Origin of the sequence: Cobetia sp. 14N.309.X.WAT.E.A4, assembly GCF_030397495.1 — a bacterium.
Taxonomy (GTDB): Bacteria; Pseudomonadota; Gammaproteobacteria; order Pseudomonadales; family Halomonadaceae; genus Cobetia; species Cobetia marina.
On sequence record NZ_JAPNXT010000004.1, the window covers coordinates 318,963 to 344,199 of the forward strand.

Sequence of the window (25,237 nt, forward strand, 5' to 3'; positions counted from 1 at the left end):
GTGCTGGCAGTCACGACCCGTTCTGGCAGTCACGACCTGTTATGGCAGTCACGATCAGCGCTGCTGGCCACGCGAGTGGCTCTCCGCATCAGCTCGTATGAAAGACGAATGACAAGGACGTCATGCCCTCCAGGGTATCGGCGCCACTGCAAAGGACCGTTTTCGGATGCTCAATCTCGCTGCACTGTTCATTACCATCACTGCCGTGTGCATGTGGTTCAACCACCGGATCCTGCGCCTGCCCCCGACCATCGGCGTGATGGCCATCGGTCTGGTGCTGTCACTCGGCGTGATCGGGCTGGATCACTTCGCGGTGACCACCGTCGTGGCCGACATCGCGGAAGACTGGCTGGGGCGCATCAACTTCAACAGCCTGCTGATGGACGGCATGCTGTCCTTCCTGCTGTTCGCCGGTGCGCTGCACGTGGATCTCTCGCGCCTGAAGGCCTATCGCCGCTCCATCGGCCTGCTGGCCACGCTGGGCGTGCTGGTCTCGACCCTGGTGATCGGCTCCGCCGCCTGGTGGCTGTTCCAGTGGGCCGGCATCGAGGTGCCCTACCTGTATTGCCTGGTGTTCGGCGCGTTGATCTCGCCCACCGACCCGATCGCCGTGCTCGGCATCATGCGCAGCGCCGGAGCGCCTGCCGACATGGAGATCCGCATCGTCGGCGAGTCACTGTTCAATGATGGCGTGGCGGTGGTGCTGTTCACCGCGCTGTTGAGCGCGGCCTCGGCGGGCAGCAGTGAGGTCGAGCTCGGCCACATGGGGCTCCTGTTCCTCGAGGAAGCCGGCGGCGGGATTCTGCTCGGGCTGGCACTGGGGGCGCTGGTCTATCAGCTGATGCGCAGCATCGACCAGTATCAGGTCGAGGTGATGCTGAGCCTGGCGCTGGTGTTGGGCGGCTACGCGCTGGCCTCGGCGCTGCATGTCTCCGGCCCCATCGCGATGGTGGTGGCGGGGCTGATCATCGGCAACATGGCGCGTGATGGCGCCATGTCCGACAACACCCGCCGCTATCTGGACGGTTTCTGGGAGCTGGTCGACGAGATCCTCAACGCGGTGCTGTTCGTGCTGATCGGCCTCGAGCTGGTGCTGATGCCGATCACCCTGACCTCGATCGGCATCGCCCTGGCGCTGGTGGCGGTCATCCTGCTCTCGCGTCTGGCGCTGATCGGCATTCCGCTGAGCATCTTGCGGCGCTGGTATACCTTCCGGGCCGGCACCACGCGCGTGCTCACCTGGGGTGGCCTGCGCGGCGGCATCTCGGTGGCACTGGCCCTGGCGATTCCCGAAGGTGACTTCCGCGAGCCGCTGGTGGTCACCACCTACATCATCGTACTGTTCTCGATCCTCGTGCAGGGGTTGAGCATCGGCAAGCTGGTGACCGCAGTCGTCGGGGATCGCTCTCGCTCGGAGGCGCCGCACGACCAGCATTGAGTCAGAGCCTGCCAAGAGAAACGCCCCCTCACTGACAGCAGTGAGGGGGCGTTTTCGTTGCTGTCGAGAGAGGCAAGCCAAGGGCATCGCAATGGCAGGTCAGAGGGCGGCCAGCCCCCGGGCAAAGACGCCGCTGAGCGGCTTGGCCTCGCCGCCCGGTGCCGCGCGGGTGACGGCGGGCTGGCGCATCAATGTCAGCAGCAGATCCCGTCCCGCCAGCAGCGGGTCGACCACCGGCAGACCGATATCCCGAGCGATGGCGTAGCGCAGCGGTCCCATCGCGGCGCAGCCCAGCACGATGCTGCCGGCACCGCTCGCCCTGGCCTGCTCACAGCTCTCAAGCAGCGCCTGCGGGGGAGTGCGCGCCTCGGACAGCGCCAGTACCGGGACGTCACAGGCCAGCAGTGCCTTGCACAGCGGACGCATCGCATAGCGCTCCAGCAGCTGCTCGGACATCGGCAGCGTGCTGGTCATGCTGGTGACGATGGCAAAGGAGGGAGCCGCCAGCGTGGCCATGTGCATGGCGGCCTGGGCGATGCCGATCACCGGCACGGGGCTCAGTTCGCGGGCGGCCTCAAGGCCGGGGTCACCGAAGCAGGCCAGCAGATAGCCATCGGCGGGGGGCGTGTCCAGCAGGCCTTCCCGGTCCCGGGCGATCAGACTCAGCAGAGCGACCACCGCCATGGCTTCCTCGACGGCCGTCTCGATGCTGGGGGCGCCATGCTCGGCGGTCAGTACCTCGAGTCGGACGTCGTCCGCGAGCTGTCGTTGCAGCGAGTGCGCCATCTGCTGGCTCATCGCCTGGCTGGTGTTGGGATTGATGACCTTGAGACGCAACATGGCGCGTGTCTCCTGTGATGAGGTGCGGCTGGCGGGGATGGGTGAGACGTTCGAGCAGGATGGTCAATACGTGAGCAGCATTCGTGCCAGACGGGCAATCATCGCTTCAGCAACGTTCGTTTCATCGTTGGTGCGCCCTGGTGGTGCATATGGCGAATTCAGGGGGAATCGATGGTGCTTGAGGGGGCAGCGATTTCGGCTTGAGAGGCACTACTGGCAGGAGGTGCAGGCAGAGCGGGGGTTGGGGGAAACGCTGGGAGATTGAAAAGCCGCAACATATGTTTCATTGGCATGCTTGTTGATAGGGGGATAGGCATGGCGAGGCGTGATGCCTCGTGACCGGCCCACGGACGGAACGTCCACTCGGGCACCAAGCCCCCTCTGGAGACAACAATGACACCCCAGACTCCCCCTGACCTGAGCAACGCCAGCAAGCGGCTCATCAACGACGACCTCGCGCCCTGCGAGCAGAACTGGAACTGGTACAACATCTTCTCGTTCTGGATGTCCGACGTGCACAGCGTCGGTGGCTATGTCTTCGCCGCCAGTCTGTTCACCCTGGGTCTGGCCAGCTGGCAGATTCTGGTCTCGATGCTGGTGGGGATTCTGGTGGTGCAGGTGTTCGCCAATCTGATCTCGCGGCCCAGCCAGCAGACGGGGGTACCGTTTCCGGTGGTCTGCCGCCAGTCCTTCGGCATCTATGGCGCCAATATCCCGGCGATCATCCGCGGGCTGATCGCGGTGGTGTGGTACGGCATCCAGACGTATCTGGCGGCACATGCCTTGATGCTGGTGCTGCTGCGTTACGTGCCGTCGCTGGAGGGGCTGACCGAGGTCCAGTACCTCGGCCTCTCGCAGCTTGGCTGGTACTGCTTCCTGTTCATGTGGGTGCTGCAGGCGCTGGTGTTCTGGTGGGGCATGAACGCGGTGCGCCGTTTCATCGATTTCGCCGGACCGGCGGTCTATGTGGTGATGTTCGCGCTGGCGGGCTGGATTGTCTGGCAGGCCGGCTGGGACAACATCAGCTTCACGCTGGGCAGCAAGACACTCTCCGGCAGTGATGCCCTGTGGCAGATGGTGATCGCCGCGGCCCTGGTGGCGGGCTACTTCGCGGGTCCGACGCTCAACTTCGGTGACTTCTCGCGTTACTGCGCCACGCCTGGTGACGTGAAGCGTGGCAACTTCTGGGGCCTGCCGGTCAACTTCCTGCTGTTTGCCGTCATCACCGTGGTAGTAGTGTCCGGCACCCAGCCCATCTTCGGCGAGATGCTGCATGACCCGATGGAGACCGTCGCGCGCATCGACAATGGCGTCGCGGCAGCGCTGGGCATCCTGACCCTGGTGCTGGCGACCATCGGCATCAACATCGTGGCCAACTTCGTGTCACCGGCGTTCGATTTCTCCAATGTGGCGCCGTCGCGCATCAGCTGGCGGATGGGTGGCATGCTCGCCGCCGTCGGCTCCATCTTCATCACGCCGTGGAATCTGTTCAACAATCCGGAAATCATCCAGTACACCGTGGGCATTCTCGCCGCAGCCATCGGCCCGGTGTATGGCGTGATCCTGTTCGATCACTACTTGATCCACAAGGGCGGCATCAACACCCGGGCATTGTTCACCGACAGCGCGCAGGGAGAGTATTTCTTCGAGAAGGGCGTCAATGTCGCGGCGGTCAAGGCGTTGCTGGCCTCCTCGGCGGTGACGCTGGTGATCAGCTTCCTGCCGCTGGGTGACATCACCCACTTCACGCTGTTCATCGGCGGCCTGATGGCGGCAGGGCTGTATGGCATCTTCTCGGGATATTGGCTGGGAGATGCTGCCTCCGCGCGCATCTATGTGCCTGCTGGCTCACGCGGCAAGGTCGTCTGATCGCAGGCGAAAGGCGCGAGTCACATCGAGACGCTCAGGGCCCGTACCTTCCCGGTATCGGGCCCTGAGTGCATCTCGCCGCCAGGACACGTGGCTGTAGCGTTGGCGGGACGCGAGCCGTCGGGATAGGGGGAGGCTGGCGGCAGGTGTAGCATGAGGCCATGCCCCAGCTTTCCGAGAGGACGTGCCGTGTCGTTCCATGATCACCTCATGCCATGCAGTGAGATGGAGGATGAGGAGTCTCGCCATTATCGGGCGCGACTCAATCATACCTTCGTGCTGTTCGCGATGGCGGGTCTGGCGTGCTTTCTGCTGTTCGATTACTTCCAGGTCCCTGACGCCTGGCCGACTCTGTGGCTCGGGCGCTTTCTGCTTCTCGGTGTCTGTGTGCTGTGTGTGACGCTACTGCGTCGCCAGCCACGTCGGCCCGACGATATCGCATTGCTCGGCGCCGTCTGCGCCAATCTGTATTTCTGCTTCGGCGCGACGATGATCCAGGATGCCATCACGCTATCGCTGTGGAACCTGAGCTTCTCGACCTCCATGCTGATCGCCATGCCGGCGTGGCTGGTGTGGGGCTGGCGGTACCAGCTGGTCAGCAGTCTGCCGTTGATACTGGGCTATCTGCCGCTCTTTCTATGGCTGAGCCCGCTCTCGCTCAAGGACCTTGCCGGCGCGGGAGGTGCCTACATGATCGCGACGATGATCATGGCGCCGGCGCTGGCGCACGCTCGCAGCTCCACCTTCCTGCGTACCGTCAAGCTGCGCCGGGCACTGGAGGTGCGCAACGCCGAGCTCAGCCACATGAATCAGCAGCTGCTCACGCAGCAGCATGAACTGGAATACCGTGCCAACCATGACCTGCTGACCAGCCTGCCCAACCGCCGTTGTGGTCTCGAGTTTCTCGACAGGACGTTGGCCGCCAGCCTGCGAGAACGCCGGTGTCTATCCATCCTGTTCGTGGATGTCGATCGCTTGAAGTACGTCAACGACACCTTTGGCCATCCCCAGGGGGACCGGCTGATCCAGCTGGTCGCCGCAGGCGCGGCACAGGCCGCGGGAGAGGAAGGGATGGCCTGCCGTCTGGGCGGAGACGAGTTTCTGGTCGTGCTGCCCGGGGCCTGCGATATGGCCAGTCAGCAGGCGGCGAATCAGCTGATGCATCACCTGGAGGCGCAACGTCTCGAGGAGCAGATCGCCTTTCCGGTCGAGGTGAGCATCGGGCGGGTCACGCATGACTCGGTACTGCAGGGCGAGATCAGCGTGCAGGATCTCATCCACATCGCGGATGATCGCATGTACCGCCAGAAGCGCGCCGGCCGGCATGCGGTGGTAAAGGGGAGCAATCAGCAGGCGTGAGCGGCGGGTTGTCATCGCCCGGTCATGGTCCTGTTATGGAGGCGTCATCGCACGCGGTCACTCTGGTCCGGCAATCCGGGGCGTAGCCATGTCTGTCTGTCTGCGCTCGCCGATCCCGAGGTGATTGATCAGAGGTAACTGACATGCCCGTGCCGCACTTCGCTCCCCCGTCTTCTCCGGCGTCTTCTGCAGAGGCGGCGCCACGGCATGCGTCACTCGGCCAGGTGCGGACATTGTTCATCTCGGACGTGCATCTGGGCACGCCGGACTGTCAGGCGGCGCTGCTCGCGAAGCTGCTGCGGCGCGTGCGCCCTGAGCGTCTGTATCTGGTCGGCGATATCGTGGATCTGCTGGCGATGCGCAAGCGTGCGGTGCTCGACAAGGACCAGCAGGCGCTGGTGGCGCGGGTACTGCGCCTGGCACGCAGTGGCTGCGAGGTCATCTACATTCCCGGCAACCACGATGCCGCCTTCCGTCGGCTCTGCGGCCTCAAGCTCCACAACGTGAGCATCGAGCGGCGCGCGATCCATACCACCGGCAGCGGGTGCCGCCTGCTGGTCTCCCACGGCGATGAATTCGATACCCATGTGCGCATCGCACCGTGGCTGCTCACGCTGGGGGATGGCATGCACGGCTTCATCCTGTCGCTCAATCGCTGGTGCAACCGCGCGCGTGGCATGTTCGGTCTGCCTTACTGGTCGCTGGCCAGCGCGCTCAAGCGCCGCAGTGGCGTCGCCCAGCGCTACGTGGCCCAGTTCGAGGAGGCGGCCATGCGCCAGGCCCGTCTCGAGGGCCTGGATGGCTATGTCGGTGGGCATATCCACCAGGCGGGCTTTCGGGTCGAGGATGGCGTGCTCTACTGCAACGACGGCGACTGGGTAGAGCACTGCACTGCGCTGGCGGAAGATGGCGACGGCGCACTGCATCTGATCGACTGGCAGGGGCAGATTCTCGAAAGCGCCCCGCGTCATGTGATGCCGCGTCAGGCCGTGCCACCCGCCACCGAGGCCGTCACCCCCGAGATGGCCGGGGCCTGAGCCTCACCCCAGCCCGCTGATCGTCAGCATCCATGACAGGTAGAGTGGGATGATCAGCGGGGCCGCCAGGGTAGTCAGCATCACCGCGATCGCGCCCTTGGCCGGCTGGATGTTCAGCTCGATGGCCAGCACGACCACATTGGCGGCCATCGGCACCACCCCCAGCAGCAGCAGGACCTGCGCCAGTACCGGGTCGAGTGCGAACAGGCTGCCCAGCAGCATCACGCTGCCCAGACTCAGCAGCGGCCACATCACGAAACGCAGGGCAGTCGCGGCCAGGATGAAGCGCGGGTCGACCTCGCGCAGGCTGATGCCCCCCAGCGTCATGCCGATGATCATCATGCCCAGCACCGTGTAGCTGTACTTGAAGTAGTCGAGCCCCTCCATGACCGCCCCCGGCACCTGAAGCCCCAGCGTGCCGACCAGCAGTGCGGCCATGAAGGCGTAGATCAGCGGCAGCCGCGCGATCTTCACCAGACTTTGCTGCATCGAGAACTGCCCGCGCGCACTGACGTAGAAGCCCAGCGTGAACTCATACAGGGTGATGCCGAGCAGGCAGAACAGGTACTGGGTCACGCCTGCCGGCGGCAGCAACAGCATCGCGACCGGCAGGCCGAAGTAGCCGGTGTTGCCGGTGCCGGAAGAGAAGGCGAGCAAGGCGGCCTCCTGCGGCGGGAAGAACTTCGCGGCCAGTGGACGCACCAGCAGACAGATGAGGCTCGACAGCGTGAACAGGCCCAATGTCAGACCCAGATCGCTCAAGGAGGGCTCGCCCAGCACCAGTCCGCGGAAGAAGGTCAGCGGCGCGATCACGTAGATCAGCAAGGTGGCGATGGGGCGTGGGTCGATGGCCAGCTTGCGGGCGCACAGTGCGCCGATGGCAACGAAGGTGATCAGCATCCAGAGCGGTTGCTGCAGATCCAGGTGATCCATCACGGTTCCTTGTGAAGCGGGGCGGGGGCGTGCGAGCCATCATGCCGTGAGTCATGTGCCGACGTCATCTTGAAAACGGCGCCCGCTCGGGCTGCAGGGAGGGTGTCGCGCAGCAGGTGAGCCGGGTAAGGCGTTGTGGTTATAAGAAAGCAGTTTCTTATATGAATGATATTGATGTTGAGGCGAAAACCTTTCATTGGCCGTGGATCGAGGCGCAGGTCATGATGCATGACATGCACCGTGCGCGTGCTTGTGTCATCAGCGCAGCGCCACACGGCAGCACGCACACCGCGACGTGTGCGGCACAAGAACATCAATGCCGGACACGACCGACCAGGAGGCCGCCCCATGAGCGCCAGCGAACACCCCTCAGGCATCAGTTTCGAGTTCTTTCCACCGAATACCGAGGTGGGACGTGAAAAGCTGATGGGTGTCCGTGACCGCCTGGCCGCGCTGGACCCGGCATTCTTCTCGGTCACCTATGGCGCTGGTGGCTCCACGCGTGAGCGCACCTTCAATACCGTGCAGTCCGTGCGCAGCAGCGGTATCTGCACGGCGCCGCATCTGTCATGTGTCGGCAGCGACCGTGGTGAGCTGCGCGAGATTCTCGGCGAGTATCGCGAGCAGGGCATCAAGCGCCTGGTGGCGCTGCGCGGTGATCTGCCGTCCGGGATGGGCGCGCGCAGTGAACTGCGCCATGCCAATGAGCTGGTGGAGTTCGTGCGTGACGAGACCGGCGATCATTTCGAGATCGCGGTGGCCGCCTACCCGGAGTGTCACCCGCAGGCTGACAACTACCGTATGGATCTGGAGAACTTCGCGCGCAAGATGAATGCCGGGGCCGACATCGCCATCACCCAGTATTTCTTCAATGCCGATGCCTACTTCCACTTCGTGGAGCGAGCACGTGATCTGGGCATCCAGCAGCCGATCATCCCGGGCATCATGCCGATCACCAATTACACCAAGCTGGCGCGTTTCTCCGACTCCTGCGGTGCCGAGATTCCGCGCTGGCTTCGCAGACAGCTCGAGAGCTACGCCGATGACAGCGAGAGCCTCCAGGCCTTCGGTACCGAGGTGATCTCGCGGATGAGTCAGCGTCTGTTGGATGGCGGCGCGCCGGGTCTGCATTTCTATACCCTTAACCAGGCCGGGCCGTGTCTCAAGGTGCTGGAAAACCTGGGGATCTCTTCTCGCTGAGGTGTGCTCGCCCGGCGTGCGCGGCAAGTCATTGGCAGAATTGCATTGAATGTGACGTCTCTCGCCCTGAGGTCTGAGGGGTAGCCGCTTGCGACAGCGGCCCGCAAGCCACTCAAGGCGTCGGCAGTGAAGCCGGCCTCAGTGATGGAGAGATTGCTCATGAATCGCGAGACACAGCACACGGCATCCTTTGCGTCATCTACCAGAAAGCCCTTCAAGAGCGCCGCTGCGGTGGCGCTGGGTGCCTGGTTGTTCGGGGGTGTCGCCCAGGCGGCCACCGAGGTGGAAATGCATCGTGTCAGCAGTGACGGGGTGGGTGAGACCGTCGGCAGCATCATGGCCGAGGACACCGCTGATGGTCTGCTGCTGACGCCGAAGATCGAAGGGCTCGAAAGCGGCATCCATGGCTTCCACCTGCATGCCAATGCCAGCTGCGAACCCGCCGAGAAGGACGGTGAGGCCGTGGCCGGTGCCGCGGCAGGTGGCCACTTCGACCCAGAGGAGACCGGCACCCACCAGGGCCCGTATGGCGATGGCCACCTGGGCGATCTTCCGGCGCTGAGCGTCGATGCCGATGGCAAGATCTCGCTGCCGGTGTTGGCTCCGCGCCTCAAGGAGAGCGATCTCGGCGGTCATGCGCTGATGATCCACTCCGGCGGTGACAACTACACCGATACGCCCAAGCTGGGCGGTGGCGGCTCGCGCGTTGCCTGCGGCGTGGTCAAATGAAAGCCGTGCCCTGCTGACGGCCAGTCGAGCTGATACGCAAAAGCCCCGCCATCTGGCGGGGCTTTTTCATGCAGCAAGCACGGATTCCACGGGGGGCTCGCGATATCACATGCGGTCAGTGCCGCTTGCCGGGGTCCAGGATACGCACCGGCTGGACCTCATCACTCGCGGGCTCGTCGCGTGGCGCGTTCACGCGCGTGGACAGCTCCTCGAGGGTGGGCGGTTCCTCGATGGCCTGCTGCTCGAAGAAGTCACAGGACACGCAGTCACGGTAGCGTGTCTCGTTCTGCTCCCAGGTGCGCAGGCGGTCCATTGCTCCGCAGCGTGGGCAGACGGCACCCGCGATGAAGCGCTTGATGGTAGACATGGTGCCTCCAGTCAGGATCTGGTTGTGTCAGGCCGCTCGGCATCGGGCAATGCGAGCGTCAGGCGGACGATGCGCCATATGATACGCCCCCGACCGGCAAAGGTCAGGGGCGCAGGGACAGCGGTGTGTGATCAGGCTTGCGCCGTCATCAAGACCGGCGTCTGGGCGAGGCTCAGGCCGCCTGGGCACCGATACCGGAGTGACGCAGCAGGGCATCGACCTGCGGGTCACGTCCCCGGAAGGCGCGGAACAGCTCGGCGGCATCACGCGAGCCACCCTTGGCCAGTACCTCTTCCCGGAAGCGCTGACCGGTGGCGGTGTCGAAGACCGCGCTTTCCTCGAAGGCGCTGAAGGCATCCGCCGACAGCACTTCGGCCCACTTGTAGCTGTAGTAACCCGCGGCGTAACCGCCGGCGAAGATGTGGCTGAAGCCATTCTGGAAGCGGTTGAACTCGACCGCCGGGACCACGGCGACCTTGCTGCGTACCTCGTCGAGCAGCGTCTGGACATCGCCGGCGGACGGCGTGTCGAGCTCGTGATGCAGGCGGAAGTCGAACAGCGAGAATTCCAGCTGGCGGACCATGGTCATCGCCGCCTGGAAGTTGCGGGCTGCCTGCAGGCGCTCGAGCATGTCGTCGGGCAGACGCTCGCCGGTATCCACGTGACGCGCGATCAGATCCAGCCCTTCACGCTCGTAGCAGAAGTTCTCCATGAACTGGCTGGGCAGCTCGACGGCGTCCCACGCCACGCCATTGATGCCGGAGACTTCGGCGACTTCCTGACGGGTCAGCATGTGATGCAGACCGTGACCGAACTCGTGGAACAGCGTGACCACTTCATCGTGGGTCAGCAGCGCCGGGCGGCCACCCACGGGACGGGTGAAGTTGCAGGTCAGATAGGCGACCGGCAACTGCAGGCTGCCATCCTCGCGGCGACGACGCACGCGGCACTCGTCCATCCAGGCGCCGCCACGCTTGCCTTCGCGGGCATAGAGATCGAGATAGAAGCCGGCGATCGGCGTGTCATTCTCGATCACCTCGTAGTAGCTGACGTCGTCGTGCCACACCGGCACTTCACGCTGCTGGAAGGTGATGCCGTAGAGGCGATTGACCACCTCGAACAGTCCGTCGATGGCCTGCGGCGCCGGGAAGTAGGGGCGCAGCTGTTCCTGATTGATCGCGTAGCGTGATTCGCGCAGCTTCTCGCTGGCGTAGCCGACATCCCACGGTTGCAGGTCATCGATGCCGAGGCTTTCGGTGGCGTAGGCCGCCAGCTCGTTGAACTCTTCACGCGCCTGGGGCACTGCGCGGGTCGCGAGGTCCTCGAGGAAGCTGATGACCTGTGCCGGCGAGTCGGCCATCTTGGTCGCCAGTGACAGTGAGGCGTAATCGTCGAAACCGATCAGCCTGGCCAGTTCCTGACGCAGGGCCAGAATCTCCTCGATCACCGGACCGTTGTCGAAATCACCGGCGTTGGGACCCTTTTCCGAGGCGCGGGTGACGAAGGCGGTGTAGACCTCCTCGCGCAGCTCGCGGTTGTCGGCGTAGCTGAGCACCGGGAAGAAGCTCGGGAAGTCCAGGGTGATGCGATAGCCTTCCAGCCCCTTGGCCTCGGCGTTGGCCTTGAGCGCCGCGAGGCCGCTTTCCGGCACGCCCGCCAGCGCCTCTTCCTCGACATCCTTGTGCCAGGCCTGGGTGGCATCCAGCACATGGTTGGAGAAGGTGTTGGAGAGTTCGGACAGGCGCGCCTGGATCTCGCCATAACGCTGCTTCTTGTCCTGGGGCAGATCGACACCGGCGAGACGGAAATCGCGCAGACTGTTGGTGATCGCCTTCTGCTGGGCTTCATCGAGGCTTGCGAATTCGTCGCTGTCCGCAAGGCGCTGATAGGCCGCAGCCAGATCGCTGTTCTGACCCACCCAGGTGGAGTAGGCCGACAGCTTGGCCAGACAGGCCTGATAGGCCTCGCGCAGCTTGGGGGAATTCATGGTCGAGTTGAGGTGTGAGACCGGTGACCAGGCCTGACTCAGGCGGTCGCCCAGCGCTTCCAGCGGCGCGGCGAAGTTGTCCCAGCGCGTGTCGTCGCGGGTGGCCTCGATCAGGCGCTCGATCTCCTGCTGGTTGTGCTCCAGCAGTTCGCTGATCGCGTCTTCGACATGCTCGGCCTTGAGGGTGTCGAAGGGAGGCAGAGTGTTGCGTTCCAGCAGGGGATTGATCGACATCGTGTACCTCGCGTCATTCGGGTGGGCGGCAGCGGTGAACGGTAAAGGAAGACTGGCGCATCGGAGGCGCCACGAGAACGGTGTCACCGTCGCCGCGGGGATACCTAGAATGTGAGGCCTTGGCGCGTGTTATTCAATCTATCGACCCGATAGGAGGCGGCCCGGACCTCTCCGCGTGGGACGCCCGAGCCGAGCCCGCATTGGCCCTGAACGACGCGGCTGCTATCTTGCAGCCCCTGATGAGCCTTCATTGACTATCGATTCTTCACCACGAGAGCAGACATGAGCGAAACCACCGAACGCTGGGGCAGTCGCCGCGCCTTCATCCTGGCCGTCACCGGCGCTGCCGTCGGGTTGGGCAACATCTGGCGCTTCCCGTACATGACGGGCGAGAACGGCGGTTCGGCCTTTCTGCTGCTGTACATCGGCTTCGTGCTGCTGCTGGGCCTGCCGGTGATGATGGCCGAGATCATGATCGGTCGCGCCGGTCGGCGCGGGCCGATGCAGGCGCTCGCCCATCTGGCGACCAGCGCTGGCCGTACGCCGAACTGGCGCTGGCTGGGCTTCTTCGGTGCCATCACCATGTTCTTCATCCTGTCGTTCTATTCGGTGGTGTCGGGCTGGTCGATCGAGTATCTGGTCGATTCACTGAAGGGGGACTTCAGCGGCATGAGCCCGCCGGAGATCGGCGCCTCCTTCGGTGCCTTTCTGGAAGACCCGGTCACCATGACCTTCAACCACACCGTCTTCATGCTGATGACCATGAGCGTGGTGGCCGCCGGCATCTCCTCGGGGCTCGAGCGTCTCAACAACCTGATGATGCCGCTGCTCTACGTGCTGTTGCTGGCATTGGCCGGTTACAGCATCAGCACTCCGGGCTTCGGTCCCGCCATCAGCTGGCTGTTCATGCCCAATCCCGACGCCATCACGCTGGACGTGGTGCTCAATGCCATGGGACATGCCTTCTTCACGCTGGCGGTCGGCGCCTGTGCGCTGATGGCCTATGGCGCCTATATGCCGGAGCGCCAGAGTCTGCCGACGGCCGCGATCGCCGTGGCGGCGCTGGACATCGGGGTGGCATTGCTGGCGGGGATCGCCATCTTCGCGGCGGTGTTCAGTCAGGGGCTGGACCCGGCTTCCGGGCCCGGCCTGATGTTCGTCAGCCTGCCCATCGCCTTTGCCAATCTGCCGGGCGGCAGCCTGCTGCTGGCGCTGTTCTTCCTGTTGCTGCTGCTGGCGACCTGGACCAGCTCGATCAACATCGCCGAGCCCATCGTCGAGGTGCTGCAGGGCTGGGGAATGACACGTCGGCGTGCCGCGCTGGCGGTGGGCATCGCGGTCTGGGCGATGGGCCTGTTGTCGGTGCTGTCCTTCTCGAGCCTCAAGGAAGTGCACCTGCTGGGCGAGATGAACGCCTTCGATGTGGTGACGACGATTCCGCCGGACTTCTTCCTGCCGATCGGCGGCCTGCTGATCGCCATCTTCGCGGGCTGGATCATGCCGCAGAATCTGGCATTGGCGGGGCTGGGGACGTCGCGTCGTTTCTTCCGTCGCTGGCGTTGGGTGCTGCGCTGGATCTCGATTCCGCTGGTGCTGGTCGTGCTGGGGTGGAGCTTCTTCAAGTAGGCCGCCAAGGGTTACGTGAGCAGGGCGTTTAGTCCTCGGGAGGGGCGGTGCCGCAAGGCGGGGAAATGAGCGTCGTCGAGCAAACCGCAACGCGATTCAGGCTGCCGCGCTATTGGCATCATGACGATGGGAGCAGTAGGCTGGTGGCCTAATTCAGGAGGCAAGGCATGAGCATTCGATCCTTCAAGGGCCTGACGCCGCGGCTGGGCGAACGGGTTTTCATCGACCCCAGCAGTGTCGTACTGGGCGATGTCGCCCTCGGTGATGACAGCTCGGTATGGCCACTGGCCGTGATCCGCGGCGACATGCACCGTATCCGTATCGGCGCGCGTACCAGCGTGCAGGACGGGGCAGTGCTGCACATCACTCACGCCAGCGACTTCAATCCGGGCGGCCATCCGCTGGAAATCGGTGACGACGTCACCATCGGCCACAAGGCCGTGCTGCACGGCTGCACCATCCATGACCGCGTGCTGGTCGGCATGGGAGCCATCGTGATGGACGGTGTGGTGGTGGAGGATGAGGTCATCATCGCGGCGGGCGCACTGGTGCCGCCTGGCAAGCGTCTCGAAGGCGGGCATGTGTATGCGGGCAATCCCGCGCGTGCGCTGCGTCCCATCAAGGACAGCGAGCGTGAGTTCTTCACCTATTCGGCGGTGAACTACGTCAAGCTGAAGGATCAGCATCTGGCTGAGGATTACGCCGGCTGAACCTCCTTCAAGGAGTTCCCCGAGCGCAGCAAAGAGCACTCCCCCGTCGGCCCAGGCTGGCGGGGGAGTGCGCGTTTCGGGGGCTGCATTTCCCGAGCGTTGACGGTGGAGGCAGCATCTGCACTCACAAACCCGGACAAGCCATTGTTTTTCATGAAATGCTTGCGTCATAATCTGGACATATATCCAGTGCCAGCGTGTGGTGACTGGTCCAGTGACATCGTCGAGGGCTCGCGACCCGTATCTCATGGCCAATTTTCGTACCCATATCACCGTGGCAGCCTTTGCCGGCGGTATCGTGGCGGCGGCAGGCTGGCAAGGCGGCCTGTGGTCGCTGGCGGAGGGTGTGCCGCTGGCGAGCCTGACGACCTTCGGTGGCATCCTTCCGGACATCGACTCAGACAACTCGCGCGCCATCCGTATCCTGTTCACGCTGTTTGCGGTGCTGGCGACCATGGCCTGCGTGCTGCTGCTGCAGGACCGCCTGCTGGCGGGGCCGCTGATGATGGCGGGTGGCGCGACCTATCTGGGCGTGCGCTATGTGGCCAGCGCCATCTTCAAGCGTTTCACCGTCCATCGCGGCATCTGGCACTCCCTGCTGGCCTCATTGCTGTGCTCGCTAGGCGTGACGGCCGCCAGTCTGCATCTGCTCGGCCAGAGCGAGGAGCAGGCCTGGTGGCAGGGCGCCGCCCTGTTGTTCGGCGCCATGATCCATCTGTTGCTGGATGAGATGTACAGCGTCGACATGGTCGGAGCGCGTCTCAAGAAGAGTTTCGGCACTGCCTTCAAGCTGTTCGATTACCGCGAGCCGGGCAACTCGCTGGCGATGGTGGCGGTGATCGCCGCGATGACTCCCTGGCTACCGCCGCTGGCGGTGCTGGTGGACATCATGCACCTGCAGGGACCGCTGTCCGTCTTCGGCGCCAGCCTGTCTCGCCTGATGGCCGGTGTCTGACACGACGGCTACCTCTCCCGCAGCCCGCCATGCGCTTCAGCGCCGGTAGGGTTCGGCACTCAGGCCATGCTTCTTGAGCTTGTCGTAAAGTGTCTTGCGCGGCAGTCCCAGTCGCTCGCAGGCCATCACGACCTGTCCGCGGCACGCGGCCAGCGCGTCACGGATGAGCGCGGCCTCGAAGGCCTCCATGCGTGTCGGCAGTGCCTGCCCTTCGGTTGCCTGGCTGACGCTCTCTTCCAGTGACATCTCCGCCTGCAGGCTGCGTTGTTCGGCGGACCCTCCCGGCGGCTGCCCCTCCGCCATGCTGTCGCCGATATTGCCCTCCAGTCCCCCCAGCAGCACATGACGCTCCGCACAGTTTCTCAGCTCACGCACATTGCCCGGCCAGTCATGGTCGAGCAGCGCCTGCAGCGTACGCGAATCCAGCGGCGGAACCTCCAGACTGGTGCGCTCGCTGGCCAGAATGGCGAAGTGTCGAAACAGCTGCAGGATATCCTCGCGATGCTCACGCAGTGGCGGCAGATACAGCGTGACGACGTTCAGGCGGTAGTAGAGATCTTCACGAAAGTCGCCGGCGCTGGCCGCTTCACGCAGGTCACGCTTGGTGGCCGCGATGACGCGGATATCGATGGGGCGCGGTGTATTGCTGCCCAGTCGCTCGATACTGCGCTCCTGAAGGACACGCAACAGCTTGATCTGCAACGACATTGGCATGGACTCGATCTCATCGAGAAACAGGGTGCCGCCGTCGGCGTGTTCCAGCTTGCCGATCCGGCGCTCGCTGGCGCCGGTAAAGGCCCCCTTCTCGTGGCCGAACAGTTCCGACTCGATCAACGTCTCCGGCATGCCGCCACAATTGAGTGCCACGAAGGGCTTGCTGGCACGGAGACTGCGCTCGTGCAGACAGCGGGCGACACGGTCCTTGCCGGCTCCGGTCTCGCCGTACAGCAGGGTATCGGCATCCACCGCCGCCAGCCGTGAGACCTGGGCATCCAGGCGCTGAATCACCTCGCTGCTGCCGACCAGACGTGGCCCGGCGCTGTTGCGCTGGGTATCCAGCTGCTCGCGCAGTGAGCGGTTCTCCAGCGCCAGACGCCTGGCGGCCACCGCACGCCGCACCCCGTCCAGCAGCCGCTCACGATCGAAGGGTTTCTCGATGAAGTCCCAGGCGCCGCCCTGCATGGCGGAGACGGCGGTATCGACATCGCCATGCCCTGTCATCACGATCACCGGCAGCTCGTCATCCAGCTCACGGGCAGCGCGCAGCAGGCTCAGACCATCCATGCCCGGCATGCGGATGTCGGTGATCACCACGCCCTCGAAGGGGGCTTCGGTGTTCAGGATCTCAAGCGCTTCCTCGGCACTGGCCAGCGGCCGGGTGAGGTAATCGGCCAGCATCAGGCTCTGGCTCAGGCTGTCGCGTAGATGTGGTTCGTCATCCACGACCAGCACCTGCATGTCAGCATTCGTGACATCACTCATGACGGCTCCTGTGAATTGGCGGCGGCGGATGGGGAAAGGGGCTGTGAGGGCGCGCCCGACGCCGGCAGCGTCAGCCGGAACAGTGCGCCCCCCAGCGGTGAGGGATGCGCCTCGAGGGTGCCGCCGAGATCCGCCACGATACGCGCGCTGATCGACAGCCCCAGTCCCAGTCCCTTGCCATCGGCGCGCTGGGTATAGAAGGGTTCGAAGACCCGTGTCAGCTGGGCTGGCGCAAGCCCCGGGCCGTTGTCATGCACTTCCAGCACCACTTGCGTGCCTTCACTGCCGGCTCGTTCATGCAGGTTCAGCTGGAGGCAGGCTGGCGCTGACGGTCTGTCAGCCAGCGCATCCAGTGCATTGCTGAGCAGATTGACCAGTACCTGCTCGAGGCGTACCGGTTCGGCACGCACCCTGGGCTGGGCGGTGCTCTGCTCACGCGTGATGTCGACTGCCTGGGCATCACGGCGTGGCTGCAGCAGGCGCAGGGCATAGTCGAGACTGGTGGCGAGGTCGACCGCTTCCAGGCGGTCACCACTCTTGCGCGAGAACTGGCGCAGCTGGGCGCTGATCTCGCCCATGCGCTGGGTCAGCTCGGTGATCTGGCGCAGGTTGCTCTCGACCTGAGGTGTCTGGGCACGGGCGAGGAAGGCGCTGGCATTCTCGGCATAGGCGCGGATGGCGGCCAGTGGCTGGTTGAGCTCGTGGTTGATGCCGGCGGCCAGCTCGCCAAGCACTGCCAGCTTGGCGGTCTGGATCAGTTCATCGCGGGTCGCGCGCAGCTCACGCTCGGCGCGGGTACGCTCCTCGACTTCCGCGCTCAGGCGCGCATTGCTGGCAGCGAGGTCATGGGTGCGCTCGACCACGCGTTGCTCGAAGGCATCGCGTGCCTGGGCGAGGGCCTCGGCCTGGGCGCGCCGCTCGCTGACATCGAAGACCGTCACCAGCCAGCGCGGGCCATTGGGGCTCGGTAGCGGGGCGCAGGACAGCTCCAGCGGCACGGCCACTCCGCTGCGCAGGCCATGCACTTCCAGCGGCCCGATCGGGCGGGGGCGGGTCAGGTGGTCCAGCAGCGCACGCTCGGCCGGCAGGAACAGTTCGCGCAGGTCACGCCCTTCGCGTGCGCTGGGCTGCCGGGGGCTGTCGTCCCGTGAGGCATCGGCGCTCAAGGGCGAACCGAACAGCGCCACGGCGGTAGGATTGAGGTACACCAGGTGAGCACGTTCATCGAGGATGCACAGCCCCGCCTGAGTGCGGTCGATGATGCCCCGCACCCGTTGCTGACTGGCGGCGAGCGACTGTCGTTCACGTTCGGCGAACAGACGCCGCTCGCGCAGGATGCGCAGCCGTTGCCAGCCCAGCCCCGCCAGCAGGCACAGCAGTACGTAGCCACCGGCGGCCAGTCCGGCGGCTTGCCAGATGCTGCCGCGCAGCGGGGCCAGTGGCTTGAGCACATGCAGGCGCCAGCCGATGTCCGGCAGCGGGCGTGACAGGCTCAACCAGGCGTGCTGCCAGAGATCGCCCGGCGTCAGTTGCAGCAGCTCGACCGTGGTGACAGCGTCGAGACGCAAGGGCGGCTCGGACGTCGACAGGTCGGACAAGGCTTCACGGTGATAGAGCCGCAGGGGGCGCAGGCGTTGATTGGCATAGCGCTGGGTGTCGAGCAGCCGGTTGCGGGTCTCGTCACTGAGGGGGTCCAGCGTGCGCAGTACCCGGTCGGGCTGACTGGCGATGAAGATCACGCCGTGCGGGTCGGTGACCATGATGTCGGCATTCTGATCCAGCCATGCCGCTTCCAGCGCGGCGATCTGCACCTTGGCCACCACCACGCCGCGCCGTCCGCGGGGACTCACCACGCTGGCGCTGAAGAAGTAGCCACGCTCGCCGGAACTGGTCCCCAGCCCGTAGAAGCGTGCTTCGCCGCCATCGATGGCGTCCTTCCAGTAGGGGCGGAAGCGATAGTTCTGGCCGATGAAGGTGGATGCCGAGCGCCAGTTGCTGGCGGCGATGGTGGTGCCGACGTCGTTGACCAGGTAGAGGTCGGACACCTTCGCGAGCGCGCGCATGCGATCCAGCCGTTGATTGAGTGCCATCTCGGCGCTGGGGTCATCGGGGGCATCAAGGAAGGCGCGCAGCTGATCGTTCTCGGCGACCAGCCGTGGCAGGTAGGCATGCTGGCTCAGTTGACCACGCAGGCTGGCGGCGGTCAGGCGCAACTCGTTGTCTGCTTCATGGGTCAGGCGCTCGAGTGACTGGCTGCGCGCGACGGCCACCGCCTGCCAGACGCACAGCATCAGACCGATCGGTAGCACGATCGCCAGCAGCAGACGCCAGTGGTGAGGCAGACGCGTGTCCTTCATCGGCAGGCCTTCCTGGGCAAGGGCTCAAGGGGAAGGGGGGGGAACGGCCACCCTCACTGATCCATCAGCGTTGCACCCTCAGCGCTCCGGCATGGCCTGGGCACGGCGCAGGGCACGCTGTGCACGGGTTTCGGCGCGCTCCAGCTCCAGCAGTGAATCCTCGACGAACACCAGGTGCTCGTGGGCCGCGTTGCGGGCGTCCTCGGCGCGTCCTTCCATGATCGCCTCGAACAGGGTGCGGTGCTGCTGGATCAGGCGCGGACGCGATTCCGGCTTCTCGAACAGGTGGCGCAGGTTGGCCACGATGCTCTTCTCCAGCAACTGGAACAGGCTGCGCATCGAGTGCAGCAGCACCACGTTGTGTGCGGCCTCGGCGATGGCGAGGTGGAAGGCGGCATCCGCGCCGGCTTCCAGTTCCGGGTCACGTCCCTCGAAACTCTTCTCCAGCGTCTCGAAGCATTGACGCAGCATCTCCTTGTCGGCCGGGGTGGAGCGCATGGCAGCGTAATAGGCGCTGATGCCTTCCAGGGCGTCGCGAAACTCCAGCAGGTCGAGATTGAACTCGGAATGCCGACCCAGCAGCGCGCTGAGCGGGTCGGACCAGGCGCGCGCCAACTCTTCGGACACGTAGGTGCCGCCACCCTGACGTGAGGTCAAAAGCCCGCGCGCCGCCAGCTTCTGGATGGCTTCCCGTACGGACGGTCGCGAGACCTCGAACTGCTCGGCGAGGGTGCGCTCCGGAGGAAGCCGCTCACCGGGCTTCAGACTGCCCTCGAGAATCATGCTCTCGAGGCGTTCGGTGAGCACATCGGCGATACGGGGTTGGCGGACGGGGGCGTAACGCATGGAAGTGTCCTTGCGGCAGGAGTGAAAGGTGGCGCCGAGTGCTGCAAGCCGGTGTGCGGCATGCAGAAGAGGCGCGACCGAGGATCAGTGTGGCGTGTGGCGACTTCGCGCTACAGCCGACATTGGTCTTACCAATATGTATGACAACCACGCCTCGCGTGGCTGATTGGGATTGCAAACAATTGGTAATACCAATTTTAAAGGGCGATGGTGCTTTGACCAATGTCTAGATATCAGGCAGCTCATGATGTTTGACCGCCATGAGGGTGACGCCTAGATTATGCCGAGGTGCAGCAGGGTAAATTGGTATGACCAATTTATGTGAAGACCTGACCAGAGGGTGCGCCAACCCCGAGTGCTTCACTGCTGTGCCCGACAACAATCACAACAATTCGCCTGCGGAGTTTCCGTCATGTCCGAGCCCCTCCTGGCCTTGCTGGCCTTTGCCCCCATTCTGCTGGCGGGCATCCTGCTCGTCGGCCTGCAATGGCCCGCGCGCCGCGCCATGCCATTGGTCTTCCTCGTCACCGCTGCCATCGGCTATTTCGTGTGGCAGATGTCGCTGACGCGCATTCTGGCCTCCACGCTGCAGGGATTGATGGTCACCGTCTCGGTGCTGTGGATCATCTTCGGCGCCATCTTCCTGCTCAACACCCTCAAGCATTCCGGGGCGATCGCGGTGATCCGCGGTGCCTTCACCACCATCAGCCCGGATCGACGCGTACAGGCGATCATCATCGCCTGGCTGTTCGGCAGCTTCATCGAGGGCGCTTCCGGCTTCGGGACGCCTGCGGCCATCGCGGCGCCGCTGCTGGTCGCCATCGGCTTCCCGGCGCTGGGGGCGGTGATGGTGGGCATGATGATCCAGTCGACGCCGGTATCGTTCGGTGCGGTGGGCACGCCGATCGTGATCGGCGTGAACGCGGGCCTCGACAAGGCCAGCCTCAGCGAGCAGCTGCTGGCGAATCATTCCAGCTGGGAGGCCTTCCTGCAGCTGATCACCTCGGAAGTCGCCATCGTGCATGGCATCGTCGGCCTGCTGATGCCGCTGTTCATGACCGTGATGATGACGCGCTTCTTCGGCGCGAAGAAACGCTGGAGTGAAGGGTTGTCGATCGCACCGTTCGCGCTGTTCGCCGGGCTGTGCTTCACGCTGCCCTACGTGGCGGCGGGAGTCTTCCTCGGCCCGGAATTCCCGTCACTGATCGGCGCCCTGGTCGGCCTGATCATCGTGGTACCGGCGGCGCGTGTCGGTTTTCTGCTGCCGAAGGACAGCTGGGATTTTCCGCCCGAGGCCGAATGGCCCAGGCATTGGCTGGGCGACCTGACGCTGGAGCGTGATGAGGTCGAGATGGCCGCCGCCGGCAGACGTCCTCTACCACTGTGGCTGGCATGGCTGCCCTATGGCCTGATCGCGCTGCTGCTGGTCGCCTCGCGCGTGTCGGGCGACGTCAAGGCGTGGCTGGTCAGCGTGCAGTTCAGTGCCACGGACCTGCTGGGGGCCAGCGGTGTGTCGGGGTCGATACAACCGCTCTACCTGCCGGGCGGCATCATGGTCTTCGTGGCACTGATCACCCTGATGCTGCATCGCATGCAGACGCGTCAGCTGGTGGCGGCGGCCAGTGAATCCTGGCGCACGCTGGTCGGGGCCGGATTCGTGCTGGTGTTCACCATTCCCATGGTGCGCATCCTGATCAACTCCGGCGTCAATCTGAACGACCTGGCCTCGATGCCGGTGGTGATGGCGAACGTGGTGGCCGACAGTCTCGGTCAGGCGTATCCGCTGTTCGCGTCCAGCATCGGCGCGCTGGGGGCCTTCATCGCCGGCTCCAATACGGTCTCGAACATGATGCTGTCCCAGTTCCAGTTCAATGTCGCTGCCCAGCTCGGGCTCTCGGGGGCCCTGATGGTGGCGCTGCAGGCGGTCGGGGCGGCGGCCGGCAACATGATCGCCATCCACAATGTGGTGGCAGCCTCGGCGACCGTCGGCCTGCTGGGGCGTGAGGGACGCACCCTGCGCATGACGGCGATTCCGACGGCTTACTATCTATTGGCTTCTGGCGTGCTTGGCTTGCTGGCGTTCCACTTGCTGGGCCTGAGTGACCCATTGCTCAAGTGACAGAGCCTTTTCGTGATGCCGACCTGACTGACATCCACACCGTTTTTTCAAAAAGAGATTGGCCATGACTGCTCCTGACGCCATTGCACGAGATGCCTTGAGCGAGACCCCATCGGCGACTGAGCGTGCTGCTGCCTATCTGGCATTGCGCGAGGCGCTGGCATTGCACCTTCCCGCTGAGCGCTTGATTCACGACGCGTTGCGGACGCTGGCCTACGGCACGGATGCCAGCTTCTATCGTCTGGTGCCGCAGCTGGTGGTGCGCGTGCATGACGAGCAGGAGCTGGGGCATGTGCTGCGCGAGTGTCGGGCGCGCAAGCTGCCGGTAACCTTCCGGGCGGCCGGGACGTCGCTGTCCGGTCAGGCGCTGACGGATTCGGTGCTCATCCAGCTGGGCGGTGAGTGGCGTGGGGCGCAGGTGCTGGAACAGGGCAGTCGTATCCGCCTGCAGCCGGGGGTGATCGGCGCGCGTGCCAATCAATTGCTGGCCCCCTTCGGGCGCAAGATCGGCCCGGACCCGGCCTCCATCAACAGCTGCATGATCGGTGGCATCGCGGCCAACAACGCCTCCGGCATGTGCTGCGGCACGGCACACAACAGTTATCGCACCGTGGAGGACATTCGCGTCATTCTCGCCGATGGCACCTGCCTGGATACGGCGGTGCCGAAGAGCGTACAGGCCTTCCGTGCAAGCCACGCTGGCCTGCTGGCAGCGTTGGAAAGGATGGCCTGCGATGTGCGGGCGGACCCTGAACTGGCGGAGCGCATCCGCCACAAGTACCGCCTCAAGAACACGACCGGCTACAGCCTCAATGCGCTGGTCGACTATGCCGATGGTCTCGAGATCCTCAAGCATCTGATGATCGGCTCGGAAGGCACGCTGGGCTTCATCGCCTCGATCACCTATCGCACGGTGATCGAGGAGTCGCACAAGGCGGCGGCGCTGGTCTACTACCCGAACATCGATGCGGCCTGTCGCGCCACCATGCTGCTCAAGACGGCGCCGGTCGCGGCGGTGGAGCTGATGGACCGCGCGGCGCTGCGCTCCGTCGAGGACGCGCCGGGCATGCCGGAGGTGCTGCGCACCCTGCCGGAAGCGGCGGTCGCGCTGCTGGTGGATGTGCGCGGCGCGCATCAGCAGGAGCTGGAGGCGCGCATGGCGGAGGTCGCCCGCGTGCTGGAAGGCATCGAGACCTGTGAAGCGTGGGCCTTCACCCAGGATGCGCAGCGCTATGCGTTGTACTGGAAGATCCGCAAGGGGCTGTTTCCGGCGGTCGGTGCGGTGCGTGACCTGGGGACCACCGTGATCATCGAGGATGTCGCCTTCCCCATCGAGCGGCTGGCGGAAGGGGTCGGGGCGCTGACGGAGGTCTTCCAGCGTCATGGCTACTCCCAGGCGATCCTGTTCGGCCACGCCCTGGAAGGCAACCTGCATTTCGTCTTCCCGCAGGGCTTCGAGCGTGAAGGCGAGGTGGAGCGCTATCAGGCATTGATGGATGACGTCGCACGGCTGGTGGGGCAGGAGTACGGTGGTTCGCTCAAGGCCGAGCATGGCACCGGTCGCAACATGGCACCTTATGTAGAGCTTGAGTGGGGCAAGGAGGCCTACGCCCTGATGTGGCGTATCAAGGAGGCTTTCGACCCGGACAATCTGCTCAATCCGGAAGTCATCCTGACGCGCAATTCCCGTCTGCATCTGGAGAACCTCAAGCCTCTCCCGGCAGCAGACCCGCTGGTGGATCGCTGCATCGAGTGCGGATTCTGCGAGTCGGTCTGTCCGTCGAAGAATCTCAGCCTCACTCCACGTCAGCGCATCGTCATCCGGCGTGAGATCGCACGACTCGCCGCCCTCGATATGCCGACGGACGAGCAGCGCGCTCAGCTGGCGGCGCTCAAGAAGGATTACGCCTATCAAGGCATGGAGACCTGCGCGGGAGATGGTCTGTGTGCGACCCAGTGTCCGGTCGGCATCAATACCGGGGATCTGATCCGCGGTCTGCGCCACGAGGAGAACGCCGGTGCCGATCATCCGGGCAAGGTGAAGGTGGCGCACTGGGCCGGCGAGCACTTCACCCATGTCACCAGTGGCATGCGCGGTGTCTTGCGCCTGGCAGATGGGCTGCATGGTGTGGTCGGTACGCGCAACATGCGACGGCTGACTCAGGCCGCCCGCAAGGTCTCCGGCGACAGGGTGCAGCAATGGACCCCCAGCATGCCGGCCGCCGCTCCGCGTCCCTATCTCAAACGTCTGGCGCAGCCATTGGGGCGCAACGAGACGCCCAATGGGCATGTCGTCTATTTTCCGTCCTGTGCCACGCGTGTCTTCGGGGTCGCCACTGACGACATCGATCCGCGCAGCGCCACCGAGATGGCGCTGGCCCTGATGGACAAGGCGGGATTCGAAGTCGTTCTGCCCAAGGGAGTGGATGCTCTGTGCTGCGGAATGGCCTTCCAGTCCAAGGGCCAGTTCGAGGCCGGGGATGCCAAGGCCGCCGAGTTGGCAGCCGCGCTGGTGGAAGCGAGCGATGGCGGGCGTCTGCCGATCTTCTGTGATACCAGCCCGTGTCTCGCCCAGGCACAGGCCTACGCACGTGAACATCTCGAGGTATCGCTGACGCTGGTCGAGCCGGTGCAGCTGGTGCTCGACTATCTATTGCCACACCTCTCGATCACACCGCTCAAGGCAAGAGTCGCGGTGCATGTCACCTGCTCCAGTGTTCGCATGGGCTTGGCGGAGCGTTTCGTGGCACTGGCGCGCCAGTGTGCGACCGAGATCGTCGTGCCGGAAGAGATCACCTGCTGTGGTTTCGCGGGAGACAAGGGCTTCGCGACACCGGAGCTCAATGCTTCGGCGCTGAAAGGGCTGAAGGACGTGGTCGCCGACTGTGACTATGGTGTCTCCAACTCGCGCACCTGTGAGATAGGGCTGAGTGAGCACTCAGGGCTCAGTTATCAGTCGATTCTTGGCCTGGTGGAGCGTGCCTCGGCATCAAGGCAAGGATAGAGGGCAAGGATAGGGAGAAGAGGGAGTGTGACGCTCCGTGACAGCGTGATGACAATCTCTTGAAAAAGCCCTTGTGCTCAGCCCGGATCGTGCGTAAAGTACGCATCCGCTGCCGGGGACGCATGGCGTTACCAGCGGTGAAAGA

18 protein-coding genes are annotated in these 25,237 nt (G+C 64.5%); 11 read left to right on the top strand and 7 right to left on the bottom strand.

Translation table 11 applies throughout. From position 1 onward, the window contains the following. The first annotated feature begins 166 nt into the window (after nt 1-166). A complete protein-coding gene (locus OW493_RS08335) occupies nt 167-1,438 on the top strand; it encodes a sodium:proton antiporter (protein WP_289863819.1) in 1,272 nt (423 codons plus the stop codon). A gap of 99 nt (nt 1,439-1,537) precedes the next feature. Here the strand turns inward: OW493_RS08335 and OW493_RS08340 are convergent, their stop codons facing one another. Continuing rightward, nucleotides 1,538-2,278 (bottom strand): aspartate/glutamate racemase family protein, encoded by a 741-nt coding sequence (locus tag OW493_RS08340; protein WP_289863820.1) that lies wholly within the window; start codon nt 2,276-2,278, stop codon nt 1,538-1,540. A 393-nt stretch (nt 2,279-2,671) separates the two neighbouring features. Here OW493_RS08340 and OW493_RS08345 point away from each other — a divergent pair, with 393 nt between their 5' ends. The 3 genes from OW493_RS08345 to OW493_RS08355 all read left to right on the top strand — a co-directional run bounded on the left by OW493_RS08345 (nt 2,672) and on the right by OW493_RS08355 (nt 6,543). Next, nucleotides 2,672-4,147, top strand: coding sequence for an NCS1 family nucleobase:cation symporter-1 (locus tag OW493_RS08345; protein WP_077379947.1), 1,476 nt, complete (start codon nt 2,672-2,674; stop codon nt 4,145-4,147). 210 nt (nt 4,148-4,357) lie between these two features. Then, nucleotides 4,358-5,506, top strand: a complete 1,149-nt coding sequence (locus OW493_RS08350; protein WP_167592949.1) for a diguanylate cyclase — start codon at nt 4,358-4,360, stop codon at nt 5,504-5,506. A 143-nt stretch (nt 5,507-5,649) separates the two neighbouring features. Further along, entirely contained in the window at nt 5,650-6,543 is an 894-nt protein-coding gene (locus OW493_RS08355) for a UDP-2,3-diacylglucosamine diphosphatase (RefSeq protein WP_289863821.1), read from the top strand. A gap of 3 nt (nt 6,544-6,546) precedes the next feature. Here the strand turns inward: OW493_RS08355 and OW493_RS08360 are convergent, their stop codons facing one another. Then, entirely contained in the window at nt 6,547-7,476 is a 930-nt protein-coding gene (locus OW493_RS08360; RefSeq protein ID WP_289863822.1) for an AEC family transporter, read from the bottom strand. 348 nt (nt 7,477-7,824) lie between these two features. On the opposite strand from OW493_RS08360, the gene metF reads away from it, so the two are divergent. Both metF and sodC read left to right on the top strand, forming a co-directional pair. Next, nucleotides 7,825-8,676: a methylenetetrahydrofolate reductase [NAD(P)H] gene (gene metF, locus OW493_RS08365; protein WP_289863823.1), complete on the top strand. Its 852-nt coding sequence runs from the start codon at nt 7,825-7,827 to the stop codon at nt 8,674-8,676. Nucleotides 8,677-8,835: 159 nt separating this feature from the next. Further along, nucleotides 8,836-9,405, top strand: coding sequence for a superoxide dismutase [Cu-Zn] SodC (sodC, locus tag OW493_RS08370; protein WP_289863824.1), 570 nt, complete (start codon nt 8,836-8,838; stop codon nt 9,403-9,405). 115 nt (nt 9,406-9,520) lie between these two features. On the opposite strand, the gene OW493_RS08375 is transcribed toward sodC, so the two are convergent. Both OW493_RS08375 and prlC read right to left on the bottom strand, forming a co-directional pair. Beyond that, nucleotides 9,521-9,772, bottom strand: coding sequence for a YheV family putative zinc ribbon protein (locus OW493_RS08375; protein WP_077379959.1), 252 nt, complete (start codon nt 9,770-9,772; stop codon nt 9,521-9,523). Between the two features lie 172 nt (nt 9,773-9,944). Further along, the gene (prlC, locus tag OW493_RS08380; RefSeq protein WP_084207739.1) at nt 9,945-11,993 is read right to left on the bottom strand and encodes an oligopeptidase A; all 2,049 of its coding nucleotides are present in this window, start codon (nt 11,991-11,993) and stop codon (nt 9,945-9,947) included. 282 nt (nt 11,994-12,275) lie between these two features. Here prlC and OW493_RS08385 point away from each other — a divergent pair, with 282 nt between their 5' ends. The 3 genes from OW493_RS08385 (at nt 12,276) to OW493_RS08395 (ending at nt 15,284) form a co-directional block, all read left to right on the top strand. Continuing rightward, a complete protein-coding gene (locus OW493_RS08385) occupies nt 12,276-13,619 on the top strand; it encodes a sodium-dependent transporter (RefSeq protein WP_176493858.1) in 1,344 nt (447 codons plus the stop codon). Nucleotides 13,620-13,786: 167 nt separating this feature from the next. After that, nucleotides 13,787-14,329, top strand: coding sequence for a gamma carbonic anhydrase family protein (locus OW493_RS08390; RefSeq protein WP_077379965.1), 543 nt, complete (start codon nt 13,787-13,789; stop codon nt 14,327-14,329). Between the two features lie 247 nt (nt 14,330-14,576). Continuing rightward, nucleotides 14,577-15,284 carry a metal-dependent hydrolase gene (locus OW493_RS08395; protein ID WP_077379967.1) on the top strand — a complete coding sequence of 236 codons (708 nt, stop codon included), beginning with the start codon at nt 14,577-14,579 and terminating at the stop codon, nt 15,282-15,284. A gap of 36 nt (nt 15,285-15,320) precedes the next feature. On the opposite strand, the gene OW493_RS08400 is transcribed toward OW493_RS08395, so the two are convergent. From OW493_RS08400 to OW493_RS08410, 3 genes are all read right to left on the bottom strand, one after another. Continuing rightward, the gene (locus OW493_RS08400; RefSeq protein ID WP_084207741.1) at nt 15,321-16,766 is read right to left on the bottom strand and encodes a sigma-54 dependent transcriptional regulator; all 1,446 of its coding nucleotides are present in this window, start codon (nt 16,764-16,766) and stop codon (nt 15,321-15,323) included. After that, complete coding sequence (locus tag OW493_RS08405; RefSeq protein WP_289863826.1) at nt 16,763-19,123, bottom strand: ATP-binding protein; 2,361 nt, start codon at nt 19,121-19,123, stop codon at nt 16,763-16,765. Before OW493_RS08405 ends, OW493_RS08400 begins: the two co-directional genes overlap by 4 nt. A gap of 78 nt (nt 19,124-19,201) precedes the next feature. Continuing rightward, complete coding sequence (locus OW493_RS08410; RefSeq protein ID WP_077379971.1) at nt 19,202-19,969, bottom strand: FCD domain-containing protein; 768 nt, start codon at nt 19,967-19,969, stop codon at nt 19,202-19,204. A gap of 412 nt (nt 19,970-20,381) precedes the next feature. Between OW493_RS08410 and OW493_RS08415 the strand changes: the two genes are divergently transcribed. Both OW493_RS08415 and OW493_RS08420 read left to right on the top strand, forming a co-directional pair. Then, complete coding sequence (locus OW493_RS08415) at nt 20,382-22,088, top strand: L-lactate permease (RefSeq protein ID WP_289863827.1); 1,707 nt, start codon at nt 20,382-20,384, stop codon at nt 22,086-22,088. 64 nt (nt 22,089-22,152) lie between these two features. Continuing rightward, nucleotides 22,153-25,092: an FAD-binding and (Fe-S)-binding domain-containing protein gene (locus tag OW493_RS08420; protein ID WP_289863828.1), complete on the top strand. Its 2,940-nt coding sequence runs from the start codon at nt 22,153-22,155 to the stop codon at nt 25,090-25,092. The last annotated feature ends 145 nt before the right edge of the window (nt 25,093-25,237 follow it).

Bases quoted from the DNA above. Each gene is read 5' to 3' on its own strand.
- OW493_RS08335 (WP_289863819.1), top strand. From the start codon at position 167: ATGCTCAATCTCGCTGCACTGTTCATTACCATCACTGCCGTGTGCATG.
- OW493_RS08340 (WP_289863820.1), bottom strand. From the start codon at position 2,278: ATGTTGCGTCTCAAGGTCATCAATCCCAACACCAGCCAGGCGATGAGC.
- OW493_RS08345 (WP_077379947.1), top strand. From the start codon at position 2,672: ATGACACCCCAGACTCCCCCTGACCTGAGCAACGCCAGCAAGCGGCTC.
- OW493_RS08350 (WP_167592949.1), top strand. From the start codon at position 4,358: ATGCCATGCAGTGAGATGGAGGATGAGGAGTCTCGCCATTATCGGGCG.
- OW493_RS08355 (WP_289863821.1), top strand. From the start codon at position 5,650: ATGCCCGTGCCGCACTTCGCTCCCCCGTCTTCTCCGGCGTCTTCTGCA.
- OW493_RS08360 (WP_289863822.1), bottom strand. From the start codon at position 7,476: ATGGATCACCTGGATCTGCAGCAACCGCTCTGGATGCTGATCACCTTC.
- metF (WP_289863823.1), top strand. From the start codon at position 7,825: ATGAGCGCCAGCGAACACCCCTCAGGCATCAGTTTCGAGTTCTTTCCA.
- sodC (WP_289863824.1), top strand. From the start codon at position 8,836: ATGAATCGCGAGACACAGCACACGGCATCCTTTGCGTCATCTACCAGA.
- OW493_RS08375 (WP_077379959.1), bottom strand. From the start codon at position 9,772: ATGTCTACCATCAAGCGCTTCATCGCGGGTGCCGTCTGCCCACGCTGC.
- prlC (WP_084207739.1), bottom strand. From the start codon at position 11,993: ATGTCGATCAATCCCCTGCTGGAACGCAACACTCTGCCTCCCTTCGAC.
- OW493_RS08385 (WP_176493858.1), top strand. From the start codon at position 12,276: ATGAGCGAAACCACCGAACGCTGGGGCAGTCGCCGCGCCTTCATCCTG.
- OW493_RS08390 (WP_077379965.1), top strand. From the start codon at position 13,787: ATGAGCATTCGATCCTTCAAGGGCCTGACGCCGCGGCTGGGCGAACGG.
- OW493_RS08395 (WP_077379967.1), top strand. From the start codon at position 14,577: ATGGCCAATTTTCGTACCCATATCACCGTGGCAGCCTTTGCCGGCGGT.
- OW493_RS08400 (WP_084207741.1), bottom strand. From the start codon at position 16,766: ATGAGTGATGTCACGAATGCTGACATGCAGGTGCTGGTCGTGGATGAC.
- OW493_RS08405 (WP_289863826.1), bottom strand. From the start codon at position 19,123: ATGAAGGACACGCGTCTGCCTCACCACTGGCGTCTGCTGCTGGCGATC.
- OW493_RS08410 (WP_077379971.1), bottom strand. From the start codon at position 19,969: ATGCGTTACGCCCCCGTCCGCCAACCCCGTATCGCCGATGTGCTCACC.
- OW493_RS08415 (WP_289863827.1), top strand. From the start codon at position 20,382: ATGTCCGAGCCCCTCCTGGCCTTGCTGGCCTTTGCCCCCATTCTGCTG.
- OW493_RS08420 (WP_289863828.1), top strand. From the start codon at position 22,153: ATGACTGCTCCTGACGCCATTGCACGAGATGCCTTGAGCGAGACCCCA.